The sequence below is a fragment of the Pseudomonas sp. DVZ6 genome (assembly GCF_024259445.1).
In the GTDB taxonomy this organism is placed as follows: Bacteria; Pseudomonadota; Gammaproteobacteria; order Pseudomonadales; family Pseudomonadaceae; genus Aquipseudomonas; species Aquipseudomonas peradeniyensis.
Window position 1 is genome coordinate 1 of the sequence record NZ_JANCLM010000035.1, and the last position, 15,313, is coordinate 15,313.

Annotated in this window: 19 protein-coding genes; 14 read left to right on the forward strand and 5 right to left on the reverse strand. The window is 65.2% G+C overall.

Going from position 1 to position 15,313, the window contains the following annotated elements; genetic code table 11:
- Positions 1-159: 159 nt before the first annotated feature.
- The gene (locus NMG10_RS19290) at positions 160-1,023 is read right to left on the reverse strand and encodes a universal stress protein (RefSeq protein ID WP_050704888.1); all 864 of its coding nucleotides are present in this window, start codon (positions 1,021-1,023) and stop codon (positions 160-162) included.
- A 156-nt stretch (positions 1,024-1,179) separates the two neighbouring features.
- Here NMG10_RS19290 and miaE point away from each other — a divergent pair, with 156 nt between their 5' ends.
- Positions 1,180-1,797, forward strand: a complete 618-nt coding sequence (gene miaE, locus NMG10_RS19295; protein WP_232856986.1) for a tRNA-(ms[2]io[6]A)-hydroxylase — start codon at positions 1,180-1,182, stop codon at positions 1,795-1,797.
- A gap of 1 nt (position 1,798) precedes the next feature.
- Here miaE and NMG10_RS19300 read toward each other — a convergent pair whose 3' ends face one another.
- Positions 1,799-2,119, reverse strand: coding sequence for a YqjD family protein (locus tag NMG10_RS19300; RefSeq protein ID WP_031315252.1), 321 nt, complete (start codon positions 2,117-2,119; stop codon positions 1,799-1,801).
- Between the two features lie 132 nt (positions 2,120-2,251).
- Here NMG10_RS19300 and NMG10_RS19305 point away from each other — a divergent pair, with 132 nt between their 5' ends.
- Together NMG10_RS19305 and NMG10_RS19310 are read left to right on the forward strand one after the other, a co-directional pair.
- Complete coding sequence (locus tag NMG10_RS19305) at positions 2,252-2,515, forward strand: hypothetical protein (RefSeq protein WP_203651948.1); 264 nt, start codon at positions 2,252-2,254, stop codon at positions 2,513-2,515.
- Positions 2,516-2,580: 65 nt separating this feature from the next.
- Positions 2,581-3,522 carry a carbon-nitrogen hydrolase family protein gene (locus NMG10_RS19310; protein WP_232856987.1) on the forward strand — a complete coding sequence of 314 codons (942 nt, stop codon included), beginning with the start codon at positions 2,581-2,583 and terminating at the stop codon, positions 3,520-3,522.
- A 25-nt stretch (positions 3,523-3,547) separates the two neighbouring features.
- Here NMG10_RS19310 and NMG10_RS19315 read toward each other — a convergent pair whose 3' ends face one another.
- Together NMG10_RS19315 and NMG10_RS19320 are read right to left on the reverse strand one after the other, a co-directional pair.
- Positions 3,548-4,018: an LEA type 2 family protein gene (locus NMG10_RS19315; RefSeq protein WP_254464971.1), complete on the reverse strand. Its 471-nt coding sequence runs from the start codon at positions 4,016-4,018 to the stop codon at positions 3,548-3,550.
- Between the two features lie 123 nt (positions 4,019-4,141).
- Entirely contained in the window at positions 4,142-5,032 is an 891-nt protein-coding gene (locus tag NMG10_RS19320; protein ID WP_254464923.1) for a LysR family transcriptional regulator, read from the reverse strand.
- Between the two features lie 102 nt (positions 5,033-5,134).
- Here NMG10_RS19320 and NMG10_RS19325 point away from each other — a divergent pair, with 102 nt between their 5' ends.
- The 6 genes from NMG10_RS19325 (at position 5,135) to NMG10_RS19350 (ending at position 10,798) form a co-directional block, all read left to right on the forward strand.
- Positions 5,135-6,214: an extracellular solute-binding protein gene (locus NMG10_RS19325; protein WP_254464925.1), complete on the forward strand. Its 1,080-nt coding sequence runs from the start codon at positions 5,135-5,137 to the stop codon at positions 6,212-6,214.
- 23 nt (positions 6,215-6,237) lie between these two features.
- A complete protein-coding gene (gene speB / locus NMG10_RS19330) occupies positions 6,238-7,203 on the forward strand; it encodes an agmatinase (protein WP_232856990.1) in 966 nt (321 codons plus the stop codon).
- A gap of 332 nt (positions 7,204-7,535) precedes the next feature.
- Entirely contained in the window at positions 7,536-7,856 is a 321-nt protein-coding gene (locus NMG10_RS19335; RefSeq protein WP_203651957.1) for a hypothetical protein, read from the forward strand.
- Positions 7,857-7,877: 21 nt separating this feature from the next.
- A complete protein-coding gene (locus NMG10_RS19340; protein ID WP_254464927.1) occupies positions 7,878-9,026 on the forward strand; it encodes a PQQ-dependent sugar dehydrogenase in 1,149 nt (382 codons plus the stop codon).
- Positions 9,027-9,101: 75 nt separating this feature from the next.
- Entirely contained in the window at positions 9,102-10,202 is a 1,101-nt protein-coding gene (zapE, locus tag NMG10_RS19345) for a cell division protein ZapE (RefSeq protein WP_254464928.1), read from the forward strand.
- Positions 10,203-10,213: 11 nt separating this feature from the next.
- Positions 10,214-10,798 carry a DinB family protein gene (locus tag NMG10_RS19350; protein ID WP_254464929.1) on the forward strand — a complete coding sequence of 195 codons (585 nt, stop codon included), beginning with the start codon at positions 10,214-10,216 and terminating at the stop codon, positions 10,796-10,798.
- Positions 10,799-10,805: 7 nt separating this feature from the next.
- On the opposite strand, the gene NMG10_RS19355 is transcribed toward NMG10_RS19350, so the two are convergent.
- The gene (locus NMG10_RS19355; RefSeq protein WP_232856995.1) at positions 10,806-11,174 is read right to left on the reverse strand and encodes a CesT family type III secretion system chaperone; all 369 of its coding nucleotides are present in this window, start codon (positions 11,172-11,174) and stop codon (positions 10,806-10,808) included.
- A gap of 380 nt (positions 11,175-11,554) precedes the next feature.
- On the opposite strand from NMG10_RS19355, the gene NMG10_RS19360 reads away from it, so the two are divergent.
- From NMG10_RS19360 to NMG10_RS19385, 5 genes are read left to right on the forward strand one after another with little or no spacing between them, the layout of a single operon-like run.
- Positions 11,555-12,256, forward strand: coding sequence for a helix-turn-helix transcriptional regulator (locus tag NMG10_RS19360; protein ID WP_232856996.1), 702 nt, complete (start codon positions 11,555-11,557; stop codon positions 12,254-12,256).
- Positions 12,257-12,290: 34 nt separating this feature from the next.
- A complete protein-coding gene (locus tag NMG10_RS19365) occupies positions 12,291-12,713 on the forward strand; it encodes a CesT family type III secretion system chaperone (protein ID WP_254464930.1) in 423 nt (140 codons plus the stop codon).
- On the forward strand, positions 12,701-14,221 hold the full coding sequence (gene sctC / locus NMG10_RS19370) for a type III secretion system outer membrane ring subunit SctC (protein ID WP_274235426.1): 1,521 nt from the start codon (positions 12,701-12,703) through the stop codon (positions 14,219-14,221). The genes NMG10_RS19365 and sctC overlap by 13 nt, the downstream gene beginning before the upstream one ends.
- A gap of 1 nt (position 14,222) precedes the next feature.
- On the forward strand, positions 14,223-15,125 hold the full coding sequence (locus NMG10_RS25970) for an EscD/YscD/HrpQ family type III secretion system periplasmic domain-containing protein (protein WP_274235425.1): 903 nt from the start codon (positions 14,223-14,225) through the stop codon (positions 15,123-15,125).
- Positions 15,115-15,312, forward strand: coding sequence for an EscE/YscE/SsaE family type III secretion system needle protein co-chaperone (locus tag NMG10_RS19385; RefSeq protein ID WP_232856998.1), 198 nt, complete (start codon positions 15,115-15,117; stop codon positions 15,310-15,312). The genes NMG10_RS25970 and NMG10_RS19385 overlap by 11 nt, the downstream gene beginning before the upstream one ends.
- The last annotated feature ends 1 nt before the right edge of the window (position 15,313 follow it).

The window sequence follows — 15,313 nt, forward strand, 5'->3', positions numbered from 1 at the left end:
GAAAAGCAACGCCACCTCTGCTGTGGAATACACAACGTGGGAGCGGGCTTGCCCCGCGATCAGGCCGGATCAGGCGGTGGTGTTGCCTGATCTGGCCTCATCGCGGGGCAAGCCCGCTCCCACGGTATTCTGTTATTGCAGGGGATCGCGTGTTGTCTTTCAGCCCCGCGCCAACTCGGCCAGATGCGCCTTGGCCTCTTCGCTCTTGAGCACCAGCACATCGCTTTCCAGCGAGTCCAGCACCACCTCCGCGGTATTGCCGATCAGCGCCCCGGAGATGCCTGTCCGTGCCACGGTACCGACAATGGTCACCACGGCATCGAGCTTCTTCTCGGTGTAGGGAATCAACACATCCGCGGGCCCTTCGGCGATGTGCAGGCGGTCATCGGTGATATCGAACTCCGCCTGGAACGCCAGGCACGCCTCGCGATAGCGCTTCTCGATGGTCTCGGTGAGCTGGTAGACCGGGTCCGCAGCGGACAGCATGGGCGAGGGGTGGGCACTGATCACATGCAGCTCGCCCTTGGCCAAGCTGGCGATGTCATAGCCATGGTCGATGATGCTGGCATGCAGCAGGCGATGGGCTTCGTCCTGATTGCCAACATCCACGGCCGCCAGGATCTTGCCACCTGTCCATGGTCGCTCGCTCTTGACCATCAGCACCGCGCATGGGCACTCGCGCAGCAGCTTCCAGTCGCTGGGGGTGAGCAATGCCTTGCGCAGAGGATTGTCAGGCCGGTGTTCCTTGATCACCAGTTCGCAACCTTCGGCTTGCTGCACATGGATGATCGATTTGTGCAGGTTGTCCTTCCAATGCTGCTCGTGGGTGACACTGTCGTACCCATCATCATGCAACTGGCTGCTGAGCAAGCTGAGCAGCGCGTCATGATCCTGCTTCTTGTCGCACATCAACAGATGCAGGCGCGCGCCGGTTACCCCGGCGATCAGCTTGGCCCGGGTCAGGGCACGGCTGTGGGCGTGCTCGGGGTCGAGGACGACAAGGATGCTGCGTACGGCTTGCATGGGCGTGAACTCCCTTCAGAATGGCGGCCAATGCCTGACTATAGACGGCGCCGCTGCCGCCGCCGCTTGATATGTATCAAGCATAGTCACTGGCACTCGGCACGGTCGCCGGTATAATCCCCGGTCCTGCCGATGTCCTGTGTGATTGTGAGTGCCATGTCCCTGATTCCTGAAATCGACGCCTTCCTCGGTTGCCGTACCCCTGATGCCTGGATCGAGGCTGCGCTGGCCGACCAGGAGACCCTGCTGATCGATCACAAGAACTGCGAGTTCAAGGCGGCCAGCACCGCGCTGAGCTTGATCGCCAAATACAACACCCACCTCGACCTGATCAACATGATGTCGCGCCTGGCCCGCGAGGAACTGGTGCACCACGAGCAGGTGTTGCGCCTGATGAAGCGCCGGGGCGTGCCGCTGCGGCCGGTCTCGGCCGGGCGCTATGCTTCGGGCCTGCGGCGGCTGGTGCGCGCCCATGAGCCGGTCAAGCTGGTGGATACCCTGGTGGTGGGGGCTTTTATCGAGGCGCGCAGTTGCGAGCGCTTCGCCGCCCTGGTGCCGCACCTGGACGAAGAACTCGGCACCTTCTACCACGGCCTGCTCAAGAGCGAGGCACGGCATTACCAGGGCTACCTGAAGCTGGCCCACCAGTATGGTGACGAAGCGGATATCGCCCAGGTGGTGGAGCAGGTGCGCGAGGCCGAGGTCGGGCTGATTACTTCACCCGACCAGGAACTGCGCTTCCACAGTGGAATTCCGCTGGCGCAAGCCGCCTGAGCTACTGGCGGCGCCCGAGCAACAAGCCGACCACCAGGCCGAAACCTGCGGAAATCGCCACCGTCTGCCAGGGGTGGCCGCCAATGTACTCCTGTGTCGCCTCGACCACCGGTTGTGCCTTCTGGCCCAGTCGGCTGGTGGCGTCGCGCGCCTGGCGCAGCTTCAGCCCCAGTTGCGCGCGCATGCCTTCGGCTTCCTCACCCACCAGCGACGCGCTGTCGCTGAGCAGCTTTTCGGACTCCTCGATCAATGCCTGCAGCTCGCTGAACACCTGATCCTTGATCTGGTCGTTGTTGCCTTGCGCGGCGGTTTTCCTGGCCATGTACACATCCTCGTGAAGGGTTGGGCGTTGAACAGTGGATGCCACGGCGCCGGGAAAGTTGCAGCGGCGTACCGATGGCGCGTCGCTACAGTGTAAGATAGCGCCCATTTCCCAGCGGCAGGTAATACCCCCATGAGTTTCAATCTGGCCAACATGAGCTTCCAGGAACGGGCGCAGATCGAGGCAGAGAAGGCCCGTTTGTTCGAGTACTGGCAGAACAACCTGGGCAAGGCCAAGGGTGAGGCCGCTCGGCTGATCGCGGAGAAACCGCGGCGCAAGGGCAAGTGGGCCGAGTGGGTGCGTGCGGAGCTCGACGGCATGTCGCCGGCGGAATTCACCCAACTGGTACGCAGTGAAGTGAACAAGATGATGGCCGCCGCCAGCACCAGCCGCTGAGGCAGGCGAACACTTGCGGTGCGGGGTGCGCACCTTTCGGCTTTCTTCTGACAGGAGTCCCCAGGATGCCAAGATCCATCGTTGCCGCCCTGCAGATCGGCTCGCTGCCTGCGGGCAAGGCTGCCACCCTGGAACAGATCCTCGGCTACGAGCAGGCCATCCGCGAGGCCGGTGCCAGCCTGGTGGTGATGCCCGAGGCGTTGCTCGGCGGTTACCCGAAAGGCGAGGGGTTCGGTACCCAGCTCGGTTATCGCCTGCCCGAGGGGCGTGAAGCCTTCGCCCGCTATTTCGCCAACGCCATCGATGTACCGGGTGCCGAAACCGAGGCGCTGGCCGGGCTGTCGGCGCGCACCGGGGCGAGCCTGGTGCTTGGCGTGATCGAGCGCAGCGGCAATACCCTGTACTGCACCGTGCTGTTCTTCGAGCCTGAAGGCGGCCTGGTGGCCAAGCACCGCAAGCTGATGCCCACCGGCACCGAGCGGCTGATCTGGGGCAAGGGCGACGGCTCCACGCTGCCGGTCGTGGAGAGCCGCGCCGGGCGCATCGGCGCGGCGATATGCTGGGAGAACTACATGCCCCTGCTGCGCACTGCCATGTACGCCAAGGGCGTGCAGCTGTGGTGCGCGCCGACGGTGGATGAGCGCGAGCTGTGGCAGGTCAGCATGCGCCATATCGCCGCCGAAGGACGCTGTTTCGTCATCAGTGCCTGCCAGGTGCAGGACTCACCGGCGGCGCTCGGCCTTGAGGTGGCCAACTGGCCGGCAGACCGGCCGTTGATCAACGGTGGCAGCGTGATCGTCGGCCCCCTCGGCGAGGTACTCGCTGGGCCCCTGGTAGGTGAGCGAGGGTTGCTTTGTGCCGAGGTCGACACCGATGAGTTGGTGCGTGCACGTTACGACTTCGATGTGGTCGGCCACTATGCACGGCCGGATGTGTTCGAACTCAGCGTGGATGAACGTCCACGCCCCGGTGTGCGCTTTGTCGGTTCCGCCGCTGCTGGCGAGTGATCGTTCGCTTACCTGAACAACAGGTTTACCAGCCGGCACTTATGGCGGCGGGCAGGTCCAGCTTGCCTTTGTCGGTGAAGCGCATTGTCCCGAGCGTGCCGCCCGCCAGCTTGCCGCGCAATACATAGGGCAGGCCTTGCAGGGACTCCACCCGGCTCAGGCCATAGGCCTGGCGCAAGAAGGCGAAGGTGGTGATGCTCACCGGCACCACGATCACCGCCTCGTCGTAGCGACCGATATGCCCGCGTTGATCACTCACTCCGGCGGCCAGGGGCTGGTCGTTGACTTCCAGGTTGAGGGCGATGCCGTTGAAGTCCACCGGGGTTTCGTTGGGGTTCTGCACGCGGATCTTCACCGCCATGCGCAGCTCCAGGTCCTGGCCGGGCAAAGGGTCGATGCCGATCACGCTGATGTTCAGCGGGTCACGGCCCTGGAACAGGGCGCAGGCACTCAGGCCAAGGGTCAGCAGCAGGATCAGGCAGGCGCGGGCATACATGGTGATAGGGTCTCGGGACACGGGCGAGTCCTCAGTGTGGCAAATGCGTGGCGCCGCTATCAAGGAATGTGCGGCTCCTGTGGGAGCGGGATTGCCCGCGATGGGCCGCAAAGCGGCCCCAATTCAAACGAATACACTGCGCAGATCCTCCATGAACGCCTGCTGCGCTTCACCTGGCTCCTGCCCACGGTGCCGCGCCAAGGTGAACGGCACCACGAAATCCAGTGTCGGGTCCAGTGCCCGCAACAACCCCTGGGCCTCCCAGGACGCGGCGCAGTGGCAGGGCAGGTAGCCGATATGGCGTCCCGACAGGATCAACGTCAGCGCGCTGTCGATCTGCTCCGCCACCGCCAGGCTGCGTCGGCTCTGGAAGGGTTCGCCCTGCTTGAGAAAGCGGTAGGGATGGCAGACCTGGTCGGCCTCCAGCAATTGCTTGCGACTGACCTGGACCTGGTCGAACAGCTCATGCCCCTGGCCGCAGTAGAGTCGCTGGCGTTCCTCGAACAATGGCAGGTAATCGAATGCCGCCTGGTTGCCGGAGAAGTAACTGATGGCGCAGTCCAGGCGCTGTTCCAGCAACAACCGTTCGAGCTCGGCGGGTGGCGCGCTGGTCAGTTCCAGGCGGACATGCTCGTCGCGTTGGCGAAAACGGGCGATGGTCCGGGCCAGGCGCAAGGTGACCTCGCGGTCCTGGTTCTCGGCCAGGCCGATGCGCAGCGTGCCGAGCAAGCGTCCGGCCACGCCGTTGGCCTGCTGGCGGAACTGCTCGATCTGCAGCAACAGGCCGCGGGTCGCCTGGAGCAGCAGCTCGCCTTTCTCGGTCAGCCTGAAGCCGCCCTTGCCTCGACTGCACAGGCGATAGCCCAGGCGGGTCTCCAGCCTGGCCATCTGCTGGCTGATGCTGGGCTGGCTGAGCCCCAGCACGCCCTGGGCGGCGCTGAAGCCGCCGGCCTCGACTACAGTGACGAACAGCCGCAGCAGGTGCAGGTCCGGGTCGTGCAATTGTCCGAGCATCACATTGATCCTGGTGAATGTCAGCTTCGCAAAGTTGCCATTTTTACAATGTAACCCGGCAGGCATGCTGGCGGCATCCACCCCCACGCCGAGGTGCCCGCCATGCGTCGAACGTTGTGTCTGCTTTCATTGCTGATCGCCCTGCCGCTGCAGGCCGAGGAGAAGGTCGTCAACCTGTACAGCTGGGCCGACTATGTCGCCCCGCAAACCCTGGCGCGGTTCGAGCAGGAGACCGGCTACAAGGTCCGCTACGACACCTTCGACACCACCGAGGTGCTGGAGACCAAGCTGCTCACCGGCGGCAGCGGCTACGACGTGGTGGTGCCGTCGGCCACGGTGCTGGCCCGGGCGCTCAAGGCCGGCGCCCTGCAGCCGCTCGAGGCGCAGGCGATGCCCGGCTACGCCAACCTCGACCCGGACCTGCTGGCCAAGCTGGCCGAGGCCGACCCCGGCAACCGCCATGCGCTGCCATACACCTGGGGCACGCTGGGGCTGGGGGTGAATGTCGAGGCCGTGCGCCAGCGCCTGGGCGATGTGCCGCTGGACAGCCTCGACCTGTTGTTCAAGCCCGAATACGCCAGCCGCCTGAAGGACTGCGGGATCGCCATGCCGGACTCGCCCCAGGAGGTGATCGGCCTGACCCTCAACTACCTGGGCAAGGACCCGTACAGCCAGAGCAAGGCCGACCTGGACGCCGCCCAGGCACTGTTGCAGCAGTTGCAGCCGTCGATCAGCTACGTGGCCAACGGCCGCCAGATCAACGACCTGGCCAACGGCAGCGTGTGCCTGGCGCTGACCTACAACGGCGACGCGGCCATGGCCGCCGACCAGGCCCGTCGCGCCGGCAAGCCGTTCGAGCTGATCTACCGCATCCCCCGCGAGGGCACCCTGGTCTGGCAGGACAACCTGGTGATCCCCAAGGACGCGCCGCACCCCGAGGCGGCCCGTGCCTTCATCGCCTTCATGCTGCGCCCCGAATCGGTGGCGGCCCTGACCAACACGCTGTTCTTCGCCAACGCCAACCAGGCCGCGACGCCGCTGGTGGATGCGGCGATCCGCAATGACCCGGACATCTACCCGCCGGCCGAGGTGCGCCAGCGCCTGTTCGCCGACCGCAGCATGGCGCTGTCCGACCTGCGCCAGCGCAACCGCCTGTGGATCACCTTCCGCAGCCGCCAGTGAACAACAACGACAGGAGACAGACCATGGACCTCGCCCAGGACAACGACCAGGCCATGACCCGTGACAGCCTCTACGGCACCGCCGCCGAGAGCACCTATGCTGGTATCACCAGTTTTTCCCGGCGCCGCTATAGCCGCGACCTGCGCGGTGTCGACGTGGTGGTCAGCGGTGTGCCGTTCGACACCGCCACCAGTAACCGCCCCGGCGCGCGCTTCGGCCCGCGGGCGATCCGCAACGCCTCGGTGCAGCAAGCCTGGGCCCGACACTGGCCCTGGACGTTCGACCCGTTCGATCACCTGGCGGTGATCGACTACGGCGACTGCGCGTTCGACAGCGGCACGCCCGCGTCGGTGCCGGACAGCATCGAGGCGCACGCCGAGCACATCCTCGAGGCCGGCTGCGCCATGCTCACCCTGGGTGGCGACCACTTCATCAGCTACCCGCTGCTCAAGGCCCATGCCCGCCGGCATGGCCCGCTGGCGCTGGTGCACTTCGACGCCCACAGCGACACCTGGCCGGATGAGGAGGGCAAGCGCATAGACCACGGCACCATGTTCTGGCACGCGGCGCGCGAAGGCCTGGTGGACCCGGCGCACTCGGTGCAGATCGGCCTGCGCACCACCAATGACGACAGCCAGGGGTTCGCCATCCTCGATGCCCGCCAGGTACATCGTTCGGGCACCGAGGCGATCATCGCCGCGATCCGCCAGCGGGTGGGGGACAGGCCGGTGTACCTGACCTTCGATATCGACTGTCTGGACCCGGCCTTCGCGCCCGGCACCGGCACGCCGGTATGCGGGGGGCTGAGCACGGTGCAGGCGCTGGAGATCCTCGGCGGCTTGCGCGGGATCAACCTGGTGGGCATGGACCTGGTGGAGGTGGCGCCGGCCTATGACCATGCCGATATCACCGCGCTGGCCGGGGCGACGCTGGCGATGGAGATGCTGTGCCTGTATGCGGCGCGGCACAAGGTGGATATGGCAAGGTAGCGCAGGGGCCGCTTTGCGGCCCTTTCCGGCCGGTCCGACGCCTCGGCAAGGCCGCTCTCATGGAACAAAACATAAATCTTTGATTTGACTGGAGCCGCGTGGGAGCGGGCTTGCCCCGCGATGTGGCGTTTGGCACCGGCTTCGCCGGTGATCCGGGCGGTGCGGCGTTCCGACCAGCCCGCTCCCACGCTGGAACCCTGTTCCCTACGCGACAGCGCAGCCCAGGGGGCCATACTGAAACATCAGGACCCACATTCATCCTTTTGCGTCGAACCCTGCGCGCTTTAGGCTATCCAACCCTGGAGCGCGCCTTTTCGTACCGGAGGTGAAGCATGAACCCCACCCTGCCAATCCTGGGCCTCGGCCTGTTGCTGGCCATGCCGCTCCAGGCGGCGCCCCTGCCGGCGCCGTTGCTCGCCGCCAACGACAGCAACAACCCGTACAACAGCCCGATCATGCGTGCCAACCCCAACAGCCGCCAGGGCAGCGTGCCCGCCACGCCGCCGGTGCGCGGCCCGTCCACGCAACCCAACCCGCGCCCGCCGACTCTCGACAACCGCGGTATCGGCAATGGCGAAAACCTGCGCCGCGAGCAGCAGACCCCGAACCTGGAACCCACCCGGCCACCACGCGATTCGCTGCGCGTGCCGTGAGCCCCTTCGAAGGAATCGAGCATGACGCCACGTACCTGGTTGACCACCCTGGCCGCCGCCGGCCTGTTTCCGCTGTTGGCCCAGGCGGCCGCCGAGCAGGAATTTCCCAGTGAAGCGGGGCAACTGACCGTCAGCACTGTCGCCGACGGCCTGCGCAACCCCTGGGCCCTGGCCTTCCTGCCGGGTGGCAAGGACATGCTGGTGAGTGAACGCCCCGGCAACCTGCGCATTGTCAGTGCAGAGGGCAAGGTCGGCCCGCCATTGTCCGGCGTGCCCAAGGTGTGGGCCGAAGGCCAGGGTGGCCTGCTCGACGTGGTGCTGTCGCCGGACTTCGACAAGGACCGAACGGTCTATCTGTCGTTTGCCGAAGAAGGCCCCGACGGCAAGGCGGGGACTGCGGTCGGCCGTGGCCAGCTGTCCCAGGACCGGGCCCGTCTGGAGAACTTCACGGTGATTTTCCGTCAGCAGCCCAAGCTCTCCGAAGGCAATCATTTCGGTTCGCGGCTGGTGTTCGACCGCGACGGTTACCTGTTCATCGCCTTGGGCGAGAACAACCAGCGGCCCACCGCCCAGGACCTGGACAAGCTGCAGGGCAAGATCGTGCGCATCCTGCCCGATGGCGAGGTACCCAAGGACAACCCCTTCGTCGGCCGCGACAATGTGCGCCCGGAGATCTGGTCATTCGGCCACCGCAACCAGCAGGGCGCGGCGTTGAACCCCTGGACCGGCCAGCTGTGGACCCACGAGCATGGCCCCCGTGGCGGCGACGAGATCAACATTCCACGGCCCGGCAAGAACTACGGTTGGCCGATCGCCACCCATGGCATCAATTACTCGATGCTGCCGATCCCGGAAGCCAAGGGCAAGCACGTCGATGGCATGGTCGACCCGCATCATGTGTGGGAGAAGTCGCCGGGCATCAGCGGCATGGCGTTCTATGACAGCCCGACCTTCAAGGCGTGGGAACACAACCTGTTCATTGGCGCCCTGGCGACCCAGGAGTTAATCCGTTTGCAGCTCGATGGTGACAAGATCGTGCATGAAGAACGCTTGTTGGGCGATCTCAAGGCGCGGATCCGCGATGTGCGAGTGGGGCCGGATGGTTATGTGTATGTGCTGACCGATGCCAAGGACGGGGCATTGCTGAAGGTGGGCTTGAAGGACGGATGATGGCTGAGGGGGCCTATCGCGGGGCAAGCCCGCTCCCACGCACGATAGGGGCGAAAGTGTCGTACCATGGCCGGCATGACGCCAGAATCCCTCTACCTCCAGGCCCTCACTGAACGCGGCTACTTTCCCGACCCGGACCAGGCGGCCGCCGTCACCGCATTGCAGGCCTGCTTCGATGCCCTGGGCCAGGACAAGTCGACCCAGGGCCTGTACCTCTGGGGCCCGGTGGGCCGTGGCAAGACCTGGTTGATGGACCTGTTTCACCGTTCGTTGTCGCTACCTGCCCGGCGCCAGCACTTCCACCACTTCATGGCCTGGGTCCACCAGCGCCTGTTCCAGCTCAACGGCACCGCCGACCCGCTCAAGGCCCTGGCCCGCGAGTTGGCTGGCGAGATTCGCGTGCTGTGTTTCGACGAGCTGTTCGTCAGCGATATCGGTGACGCGATTATCCTCGGTCGGCTGTTCCAGGTGCTGTTCGACCAGGGTGTGGTGGTCGTCGCCACCTCCAATCAGCCCCCCGACCAACTGTACCGCGACGGCTTCAACCGCGAGCGCTTCCTGCCGGCCATCGCCGCCATCGAGCAGCATATGCGTGTGCTGTCGGTGGCCGGCGAGCAGGACCATCGCCTGCACCCGGGGGCACGGTTGCAACGCTACTGGGTGGCGCCAGCGGGAGGTGACGGGGCGTTGTCGACGGTGTTCGACCAGTTGAGCCCGGATGACCCCGGCAGCGCGCAGGCCGTGCAGATCGGCTCGCGCCACGTTCAGGTCGTGCGCCACAGCCCGCGGGCGCTCTGGTGCCGATTTGCCGATCTGTGCGAGCAGCCCCTGGCCGCCATGGACTTCATGGCGTTGTGCGACCGTTACCCGGCCATTCTGCTGAGTGATGTGCCGGCCCTGGGCGGCGTGCAGCAGGCCGGGCGTATCGCCCGTGGCACTGAAGATGGCGCGGCCCGTGTCGAGGCCGGAGACCGCGAACTGCCGACGTTGGCGCCAAAGGATGACAGCGTGCGGCGTTTCATCGCGCTGGTCGACGAGTGTTACGACCGGCGGGTCGCGTTGTACCTGGAGGCCGAGGTCCCGCTGGAAGCGCTCTACACTCAAGGGTATCTGGCGTTCCCGTACCAACGGACCCTGAGCCGGCTACGGGAGATGCAACTGCAACGCTTCGCCTGAAGGAGCCGACCATGGAGCCGCTGTCGCATCATCTGCTGACCCAGGCCTACAACAACGGCTGGGCCAACCATCGCCTGTACAAGGCCTGCCTGCAACTGACCCAGGACGAGTTCGTCGCCCCCCGTTGCAGCTTCTTCCCCTCGATCAAGGCCACCCTCAACCACCTGTTGACGGTGGACTGGTTCTACCTGGACGCGCTGGAGTGCGAGCAGCGCGGGGCAACGCCCGACCCGGACGGCGAGCGCTTCTTCGTGCCCGAGCAGCCTTTCGCTACCTGTACCGACCTGCAAGCCCAGCAGGCCCAGGCCGACCAGCGGCTGATCGCTTACTGCCGGCAATTGCGCGATGACCAACTCGGGCGCTATGTCAGCATCGTGCGGCCGGAGCGGATGCAGCAGGAGCCGCGCCTGCGCTTGCTGTCGCACCTGTTCGAGCACCAGATCCACCACCGCGGCCAGGTGCACGCGATGCTCAGCGACACGGCGGTCAGGCCTCCGCAACTGGACGAATTCTTCTGCGAAGAGGAGGCCTCGCTGCGCGCCGAGGACTTTGCCGCCCTGGGGTGGAGCGAAGCGCAGATCTGGGCGCAGCGCTGAACGCCATTCAGGGTGTTTCGCCGTCGGCCAGATCATGGGCGGCCTGAACCAGCTGTTCCAGTTGGTGATGCACCATGGCGCGGTCCATCTGCATCAGGGATTGGCGGTTCCATAGCACCTGGCAGCCCGTGATCGGGTCGAGGCCGAGCACGGGCTTGCAGGCGTCCTGGCAGAACAGGTTCTGCTGGCCCCAGCGTACGTCGTCGATGGCGGGTAGTTCGATGAACATCAGCAACTGGTCGGCGGGGTGCTCGGTCACGTTGCACACATGGGTGCCTACTCGCAGGCTGATCACCGGCTCGAAGGCCACTGGGGGATCCAGCTTCAAGGCCGCGTACAGCTGGGTCAACGCATAGTCATAGTTTGTGCCTGGCATGGCGAGTTCTCGTTGGAGGGGACCGCCACGGTAACGACCATGCTGCTTGCCCGACTATCGGAGGCTGTCGTCGTTTTTTAGCTGCTGGCTGTCGCTCACTTTCTGCCGTGCGCCAGGTTCAGCGAACTTCCTACAGATGGTGGCGAAATGCCTCCGCCCATTCCAGGACAATCCCTGCGTTCAAGCAGGGGAGGGCATCGTAGCCTATGGCCATGTCTACACCCGTTGAGCTTCGACGTGGTGTGTAAAGGGGTCTACGGGAAGTACGGCCTGGTGCGAGAGGGATTTCTCCAGTTGAGGACTGGTGTGTGCAAGGGCGGCAGTTGGATGTTGTCGGGGCGGGTTTTGCGTCCCAGGGGCAGGAAGGCTTCTACGCGATCATGGCAGGCGAGCTGGCCGTGCGCGAAAAAGACAATGTCATCGATCTACAGGCCGGCGAGCTGCTGTTCGTCAAGCGTGGCACCTACCTGGTGGCGACCCGATGGCAGGCGTGCCAGGTGCTGTGGCTGCCGCTGGACGTGAATTTCGTGCAGGCGTTCATGCAGCGCCACGGCCAGGAACTGAGCCATCTCGAGCGCTGCGGCGAGCCCGGTGTGAATACCTTGCGGCTTCACCCTTGCACTGCGGCGCAGGAATGCGTGACCCGCCTGGCGGGGCTCGAAGGCGAGGGGACCTCGTCGATGCTGGCAATGCTGCGCCTGGAGGAGCTGCTGTTGCTGCTGGTGTTCGGGGCGCAGGGCCGGGCATTGCTGGCAGCCCTGCGGCAGCAGGGCAATCGCCATGTCGATCGCCTGCACGCCTTCATGGAGCAGCACTACCTGCGCGAGTGGCGCCTGGACCAGTACGCCGAGGCCTTCGGGCTGGGTCTGACGGCATTCAAGAGCCTGTTCTGCTCCTTCTACAACTGCTCGCCGCGGGCCTGGATCACCGAGCGCCGGATTGTCCACGCGCATCATCTGCTGCTGAACACGCGCATGAGCATTGTCGACATCGCCATGGAAAGCGGCTTTTCCAGCCAGTCGTATTTCAGCCAGAGCTATCGCCGGCGTTTCGGTTGCACGCCCAGCGACGCCCGTCGCTAGGCGCCAACCCCTACCTCGCATGGACAAGACCCGTATGAACAGACTTTTCACGCAGCTGGCCCGCCGGCTGGGCATGGCGCCATGGCTGGCCGATGATGCTGGCGGCTACCACCTGTGCATTGATGGCCATGGCCTGCGGCTCGAACCGCGTGGCGTACGGCTGGTGGTTCGCAGCTCGCTGTCGTCGGTGGTCGGTCAAGGCGCCAGTCTCGACCAACAGGTCCTGCGCCGCCTGTCGGGCATGCTCGTTGCGTGGGCTGCGCAGTGCCCGCAGCGGTTGGCACTGACACCTGAGGGAGAACTGCTGCTTGAGGCCTGGATAGACCTGTCAAAGGGCGATGTGGATGCCCTTGAGCATGTGCTCGGGGTTCAGCTCGCCCTGCTGAATGTCCTGAGCGCGTTCCGTCGCGGCCCGACACCCCTGATTGCCCGTGGAGCAAGCGTATGGCTGCCATGAGATCGCTTGCCACCGGTCTGGCAGCCCTGCTGGCCAGTCTTGTCGCCCAGGGCGAGCCGCTGGATTGGGCGGACGAGCCGTTCCACTACATCGCCCAGGGCGAGAGCCTGCGCGATGTGCTGACCAATTTTGCCACCAACTATCAAGGTTCGGTGGTGGTCAGCGACAAGGTCAGGGACCAGGTTAGCGCCACCTTCGAGCAGCCGGACCCGCAGGCGTTTCTCGAGCAGGTCGCGGTGCTCTACAACCTGGCCTGGTACTACGACGGCGCGGTGCTGCATGTCGACAAGTCGAGCGAAGTGCAGACCCGCCTGATCCACCTGGACAGGGTACGCGAGCCGCAACTACGTGCGGCGCTCCAGGAGGGTGGTGGCTGGACCTCGCGCTTTGCCTGGCGTGCCACGTCGGGTGGACGGCTGGTGTATGCGTCGGGACCGCCCCGCTATCTGGACCGGGTCGAGCAGACCGTCAAGGCCCTGGAGCAGCAGGCCAGCCTGCAGGATGAACTGGGTGGCAGCCTGAGCGTCGAGGTGATCCCACTCCGGCATGCGGTGGCCGTGGACCGCGAGATCGACTATCGCGACCAGAAGGTGGCGGTGCCCGGCGTGGCCACGCTCCTTTCCCGGGTGCTGGCCGATGCCAATGTGGTGGCGGTCGACGGCCAGTCCGTGGGAGAGGGCGCGCCCGTGCGTGCCGGCCGGGCCGTGGTCCAGGCCGAACCGTCGATCAATTCCATCATCGTGCGTGATCACGCCGAGCGCCTGCCCATGTACCGGCGCCTGGTCATGGCGCTGGACCGGCCAGCGGCGCGGATAGAGGTAGGCCTGACGATCCTCGATATCAACGCCGAACACCTGGATGAGCTGGGCGTGGAATGGCAGTTCGGAGTCGGTAAGCATCAACTGATGGACATCCGAACCCAAGCGGGATTGGCGCAAACCACGTTGGCTGGCAGCCTGGTCGATAGTCGGGGATTGAACCGGCTGCTGGCCAAGATCACCCTGATGCAGGGCGAGGGTCATGCCCAGGTGGTATCACGCCCGACCTTGCTGACCCAGGAAAACACCCTGGCAGTGATCGATCATAGCGAAACCTACTATGTGCGGGTGATGGGCGAGCGGGTGGCCGAGCTCAAGGCCATTACCTACGGCACCTTGCTGAAGATGACGCCGCGCCTGATCCGCAGCACGGACCGGCCGGAAATCAGCCTGAGCCTGCATATCGAGGATGGCAGCCAGAAACCCAACAGCACCGGGCCCGATGGCATTCCGACCGTCAGCCGCACGGTCATCGACACGTTGGCCCGGGTAGACCTTGGGCAGAGTCTGATGATCGGCGGCATCCATCGCGACGAAACGAGCGAAAGCATCCGCAAGGTCCCGTTGCTGGGTGACATTCCCTTCCTGGGCGCCTTGTTCCGCTATCAGTCGAGCAACACCCGTCGTTCGGTGCGCCTGTTCCTGATCGAGCCGAGGCTGATTGACCCCGGGCTTGGCGAGCGTGCCTGATATGACCTGGAAACTGCGGATCTACAGCGGTTTGAATGCCGGCGCCGAGGTGTCCCTGATGCCTGGGCGGGTGGTCATCGGCGCCGATCCGGCCCAGGCCGACCTGGTGCTGGCGGATACGGGCATTGCCGCCATTCACCTGGTGCTGATGGTCGAGGCCGGTGGCGTACGCTTGCTGGAGTGGGGTTCGAGCGAAGCACCCACCCAGGATGGACGAGAGGTGGCAGCGCAGGCCGAACTCCAGGCATTGGCGACTCAATGTTGCGGTCCGCTGCAGTGGGCCTTCTGCAATCAAGACGACCTGTTCGCCGAGTGGCTTCCCGCGCAGCGTTCTCGGTCAGGCTTGCGCCACGGCTGGTTCATGGTGCCGGGTGCCGGGTTGCTTTTGCTGCTCGTGTTGCTCACGCGATTGTTGATTGCCGACGCTGAGGCACAGGGCACGCCAACAGCAGTGGTAGCGCCCGTCGAGCAACCGCCCCAGCCCCAGGAGCAAGCCCGGACGCGGCTGGCGCAACTGCTGCGCGAATGGCGCCTGGAGGACACCTTGAGCGTGACCGACCAGGGACACACCCTGGTGCTGCGCGGGGCGCTGCGCGAGCGCCAGCTCCAGGACTACCAGAACCTGCAGCGACAGTACCGCGAGGCATTCGGCGACCACCCATCATTGCGCTTGGTCGACGAGGGCAGGGCACCTGCGCCCGCGAAACTCGATTTCCCTGTTCGAGGCGTCTCACTGGGGCGGTTGCCCTACGTGACGCTGAGCGACAACCGCCGTTACCCAGTGGGGGCACTGATGCCCTCCGGCATTCGCATCCTGGCGATCGATCGGCAGGCGATCACGCTGAGCAAGGGTGGCCGGGACTACGTGATCAACCTGAAGGAGAGACCGGCAGATGATGGATGAACTCATGTGGGAGGTGCGTGATCCGCGTAAGCAGGCGCGAATGTTCTCGGTGCTGGAGCACGCACGGCAGGCCTGTGCCAGGCAGTTGTCGGAGCCGCTGCCACCTTCCGAGTTCCAGGAATTGCACCAACAACTGGCGGCCCTTGAAGCAGCCTTGAAAATACTCGAGAAACTGGAGGAACACTGAA

Excerpts from the sequence above, each read along its gene's own strand:
- NMG10_RS19290 (WP_050704888.1), bottom strand. The coding sequence starts at position 1,023 with ATGCAAGCCGTACGCAGCATCCTTGTCGTCCTCGACCCCGAGCACGCC.
- miaE (WP_232856986.1), top strand. The coding sequence starts at position 1,180 with ATGTCCCTGATTCCTGAAATCGACGCCTTCCTCGGTTGCCGTACCCCT.
- NMG10_RS19300 (WP_031315252.1), bottom strand. The coding sequence starts at position 2,119 with ATGGCCAGGAAAACCGCCGCGCAAGGCAACAACGACCAGATCAAGGAT.
- NMG10_RS19305 (WP_203651948.1), top strand. The coding sequence starts at position 2,252 with ATGAGTTTCAATCTGGCCAACATGAGCTTCCAGGAACGGGCGCAGATC.
- NMG10_RS19310 (WP_232856987.1), top strand. The coding sequence starts at position 2,581 with ATGCCAAGATCCATCGTTGCCGCCCTGCAGATCGGCTCGCTGCCTGCG.
- NMG10_RS19315 (WP_254464971.1), bottom strand. The coding sequence starts at position 4,018 with ATGTATGCCCGCGCCTGCCTGATCCTGCTGCTGACCCTTGGCCTGAGT.
- NMG10_RS19320 (WP_254464923.1), bottom strand. The coding sequence starts at position 5,032 with ATGCTCGGACAATTGCACGACCCGGACCTGCACCTGCTGCGGCTGTTC.
- NMG10_RS19325 (WP_254464925.1), top strand. The coding sequence starts at position 5,135 with ATGCGTCGAACGTTGTGTCTGCTTTCATTGCTGATCGCCCTGCCGCTG.
- speB (WP_232856990.1), top strand. The coding sequence starts at position 6,238 with ATGGACCTCGCCCAGGACAACGACCAGGCCATGACCCGTGACAGCCTC.
- NMG10_RS19335 (WP_203651957.1), top strand. The coding sequence starts at position 7,536 with ATGAACCCCACCCTGCCAATCCTGGGCCTCGGCCTGTTGCTGGCCATG.
- NMG10_RS19340 (WP_254464927.1), top strand. The coding sequence starts at position 7,878 with ATGACGCCACGTACCTGGTTGACCACCCTGGCCGCCGCCGGCCTGTTT.
- zapE (WP_254464928.1), top strand. The coding sequence starts at position 9,102 with ATGACGCCAGAATCCCTCTACCTCCAGGCCCTCACTGAACGCGGCTAC.
- NMG10_RS19350 (WP_254464929.1), top strand. The coding sequence starts at position 10,214 with ATGGAGCCGCTGTCGCATCATCTGCTGACCCAGGCCTACAACAACGGC.
- NMG10_RS19355 (WP_232856995.1), bottom strand. The coding sequence starts at position 11,174 with ATGCCAGGCACAAACTATGACTATGCGTTGACCCAGCTGTACGCGGCC.
- NMG10_RS19360 (WP_232856996.1), top strand. The coding sequence starts at position 11,555 with ATGGCAGGCGAGCTGGCCGTGCGCGAAAAAGACAATGTCATCGATCTA.
- NMG10_RS19365 (WP_254464930.1), top strand. The coding sequence starts at position 12,291 with ATGAACAGACTTTTCACGCAGCTGGCCCGCCGGCTGGGCATGGCGCCA.
- sctC (WP_274235426.1), top strand. The coding sequence starts at position 12,701 with ATGGCTGCCATGAGATCGCTTGCCACCGGTCTGGCAGCCCTGCTGGCC.
- NMG10_RS25970 (WP_274235425.1), top strand. The coding sequence starts at position 14,223 with ATGACCTGGAAACTGCGGATCTACAGCGGTTTGAATGCCGGCGCCGAG.
- NMG10_RS19385 (WP_232856998.1), top strand. The coding sequence starts at position 15,115 with ATGATGGATGAACTCATGTGGGAGGTGCGTGATCCGCGTAAGCAGGCG.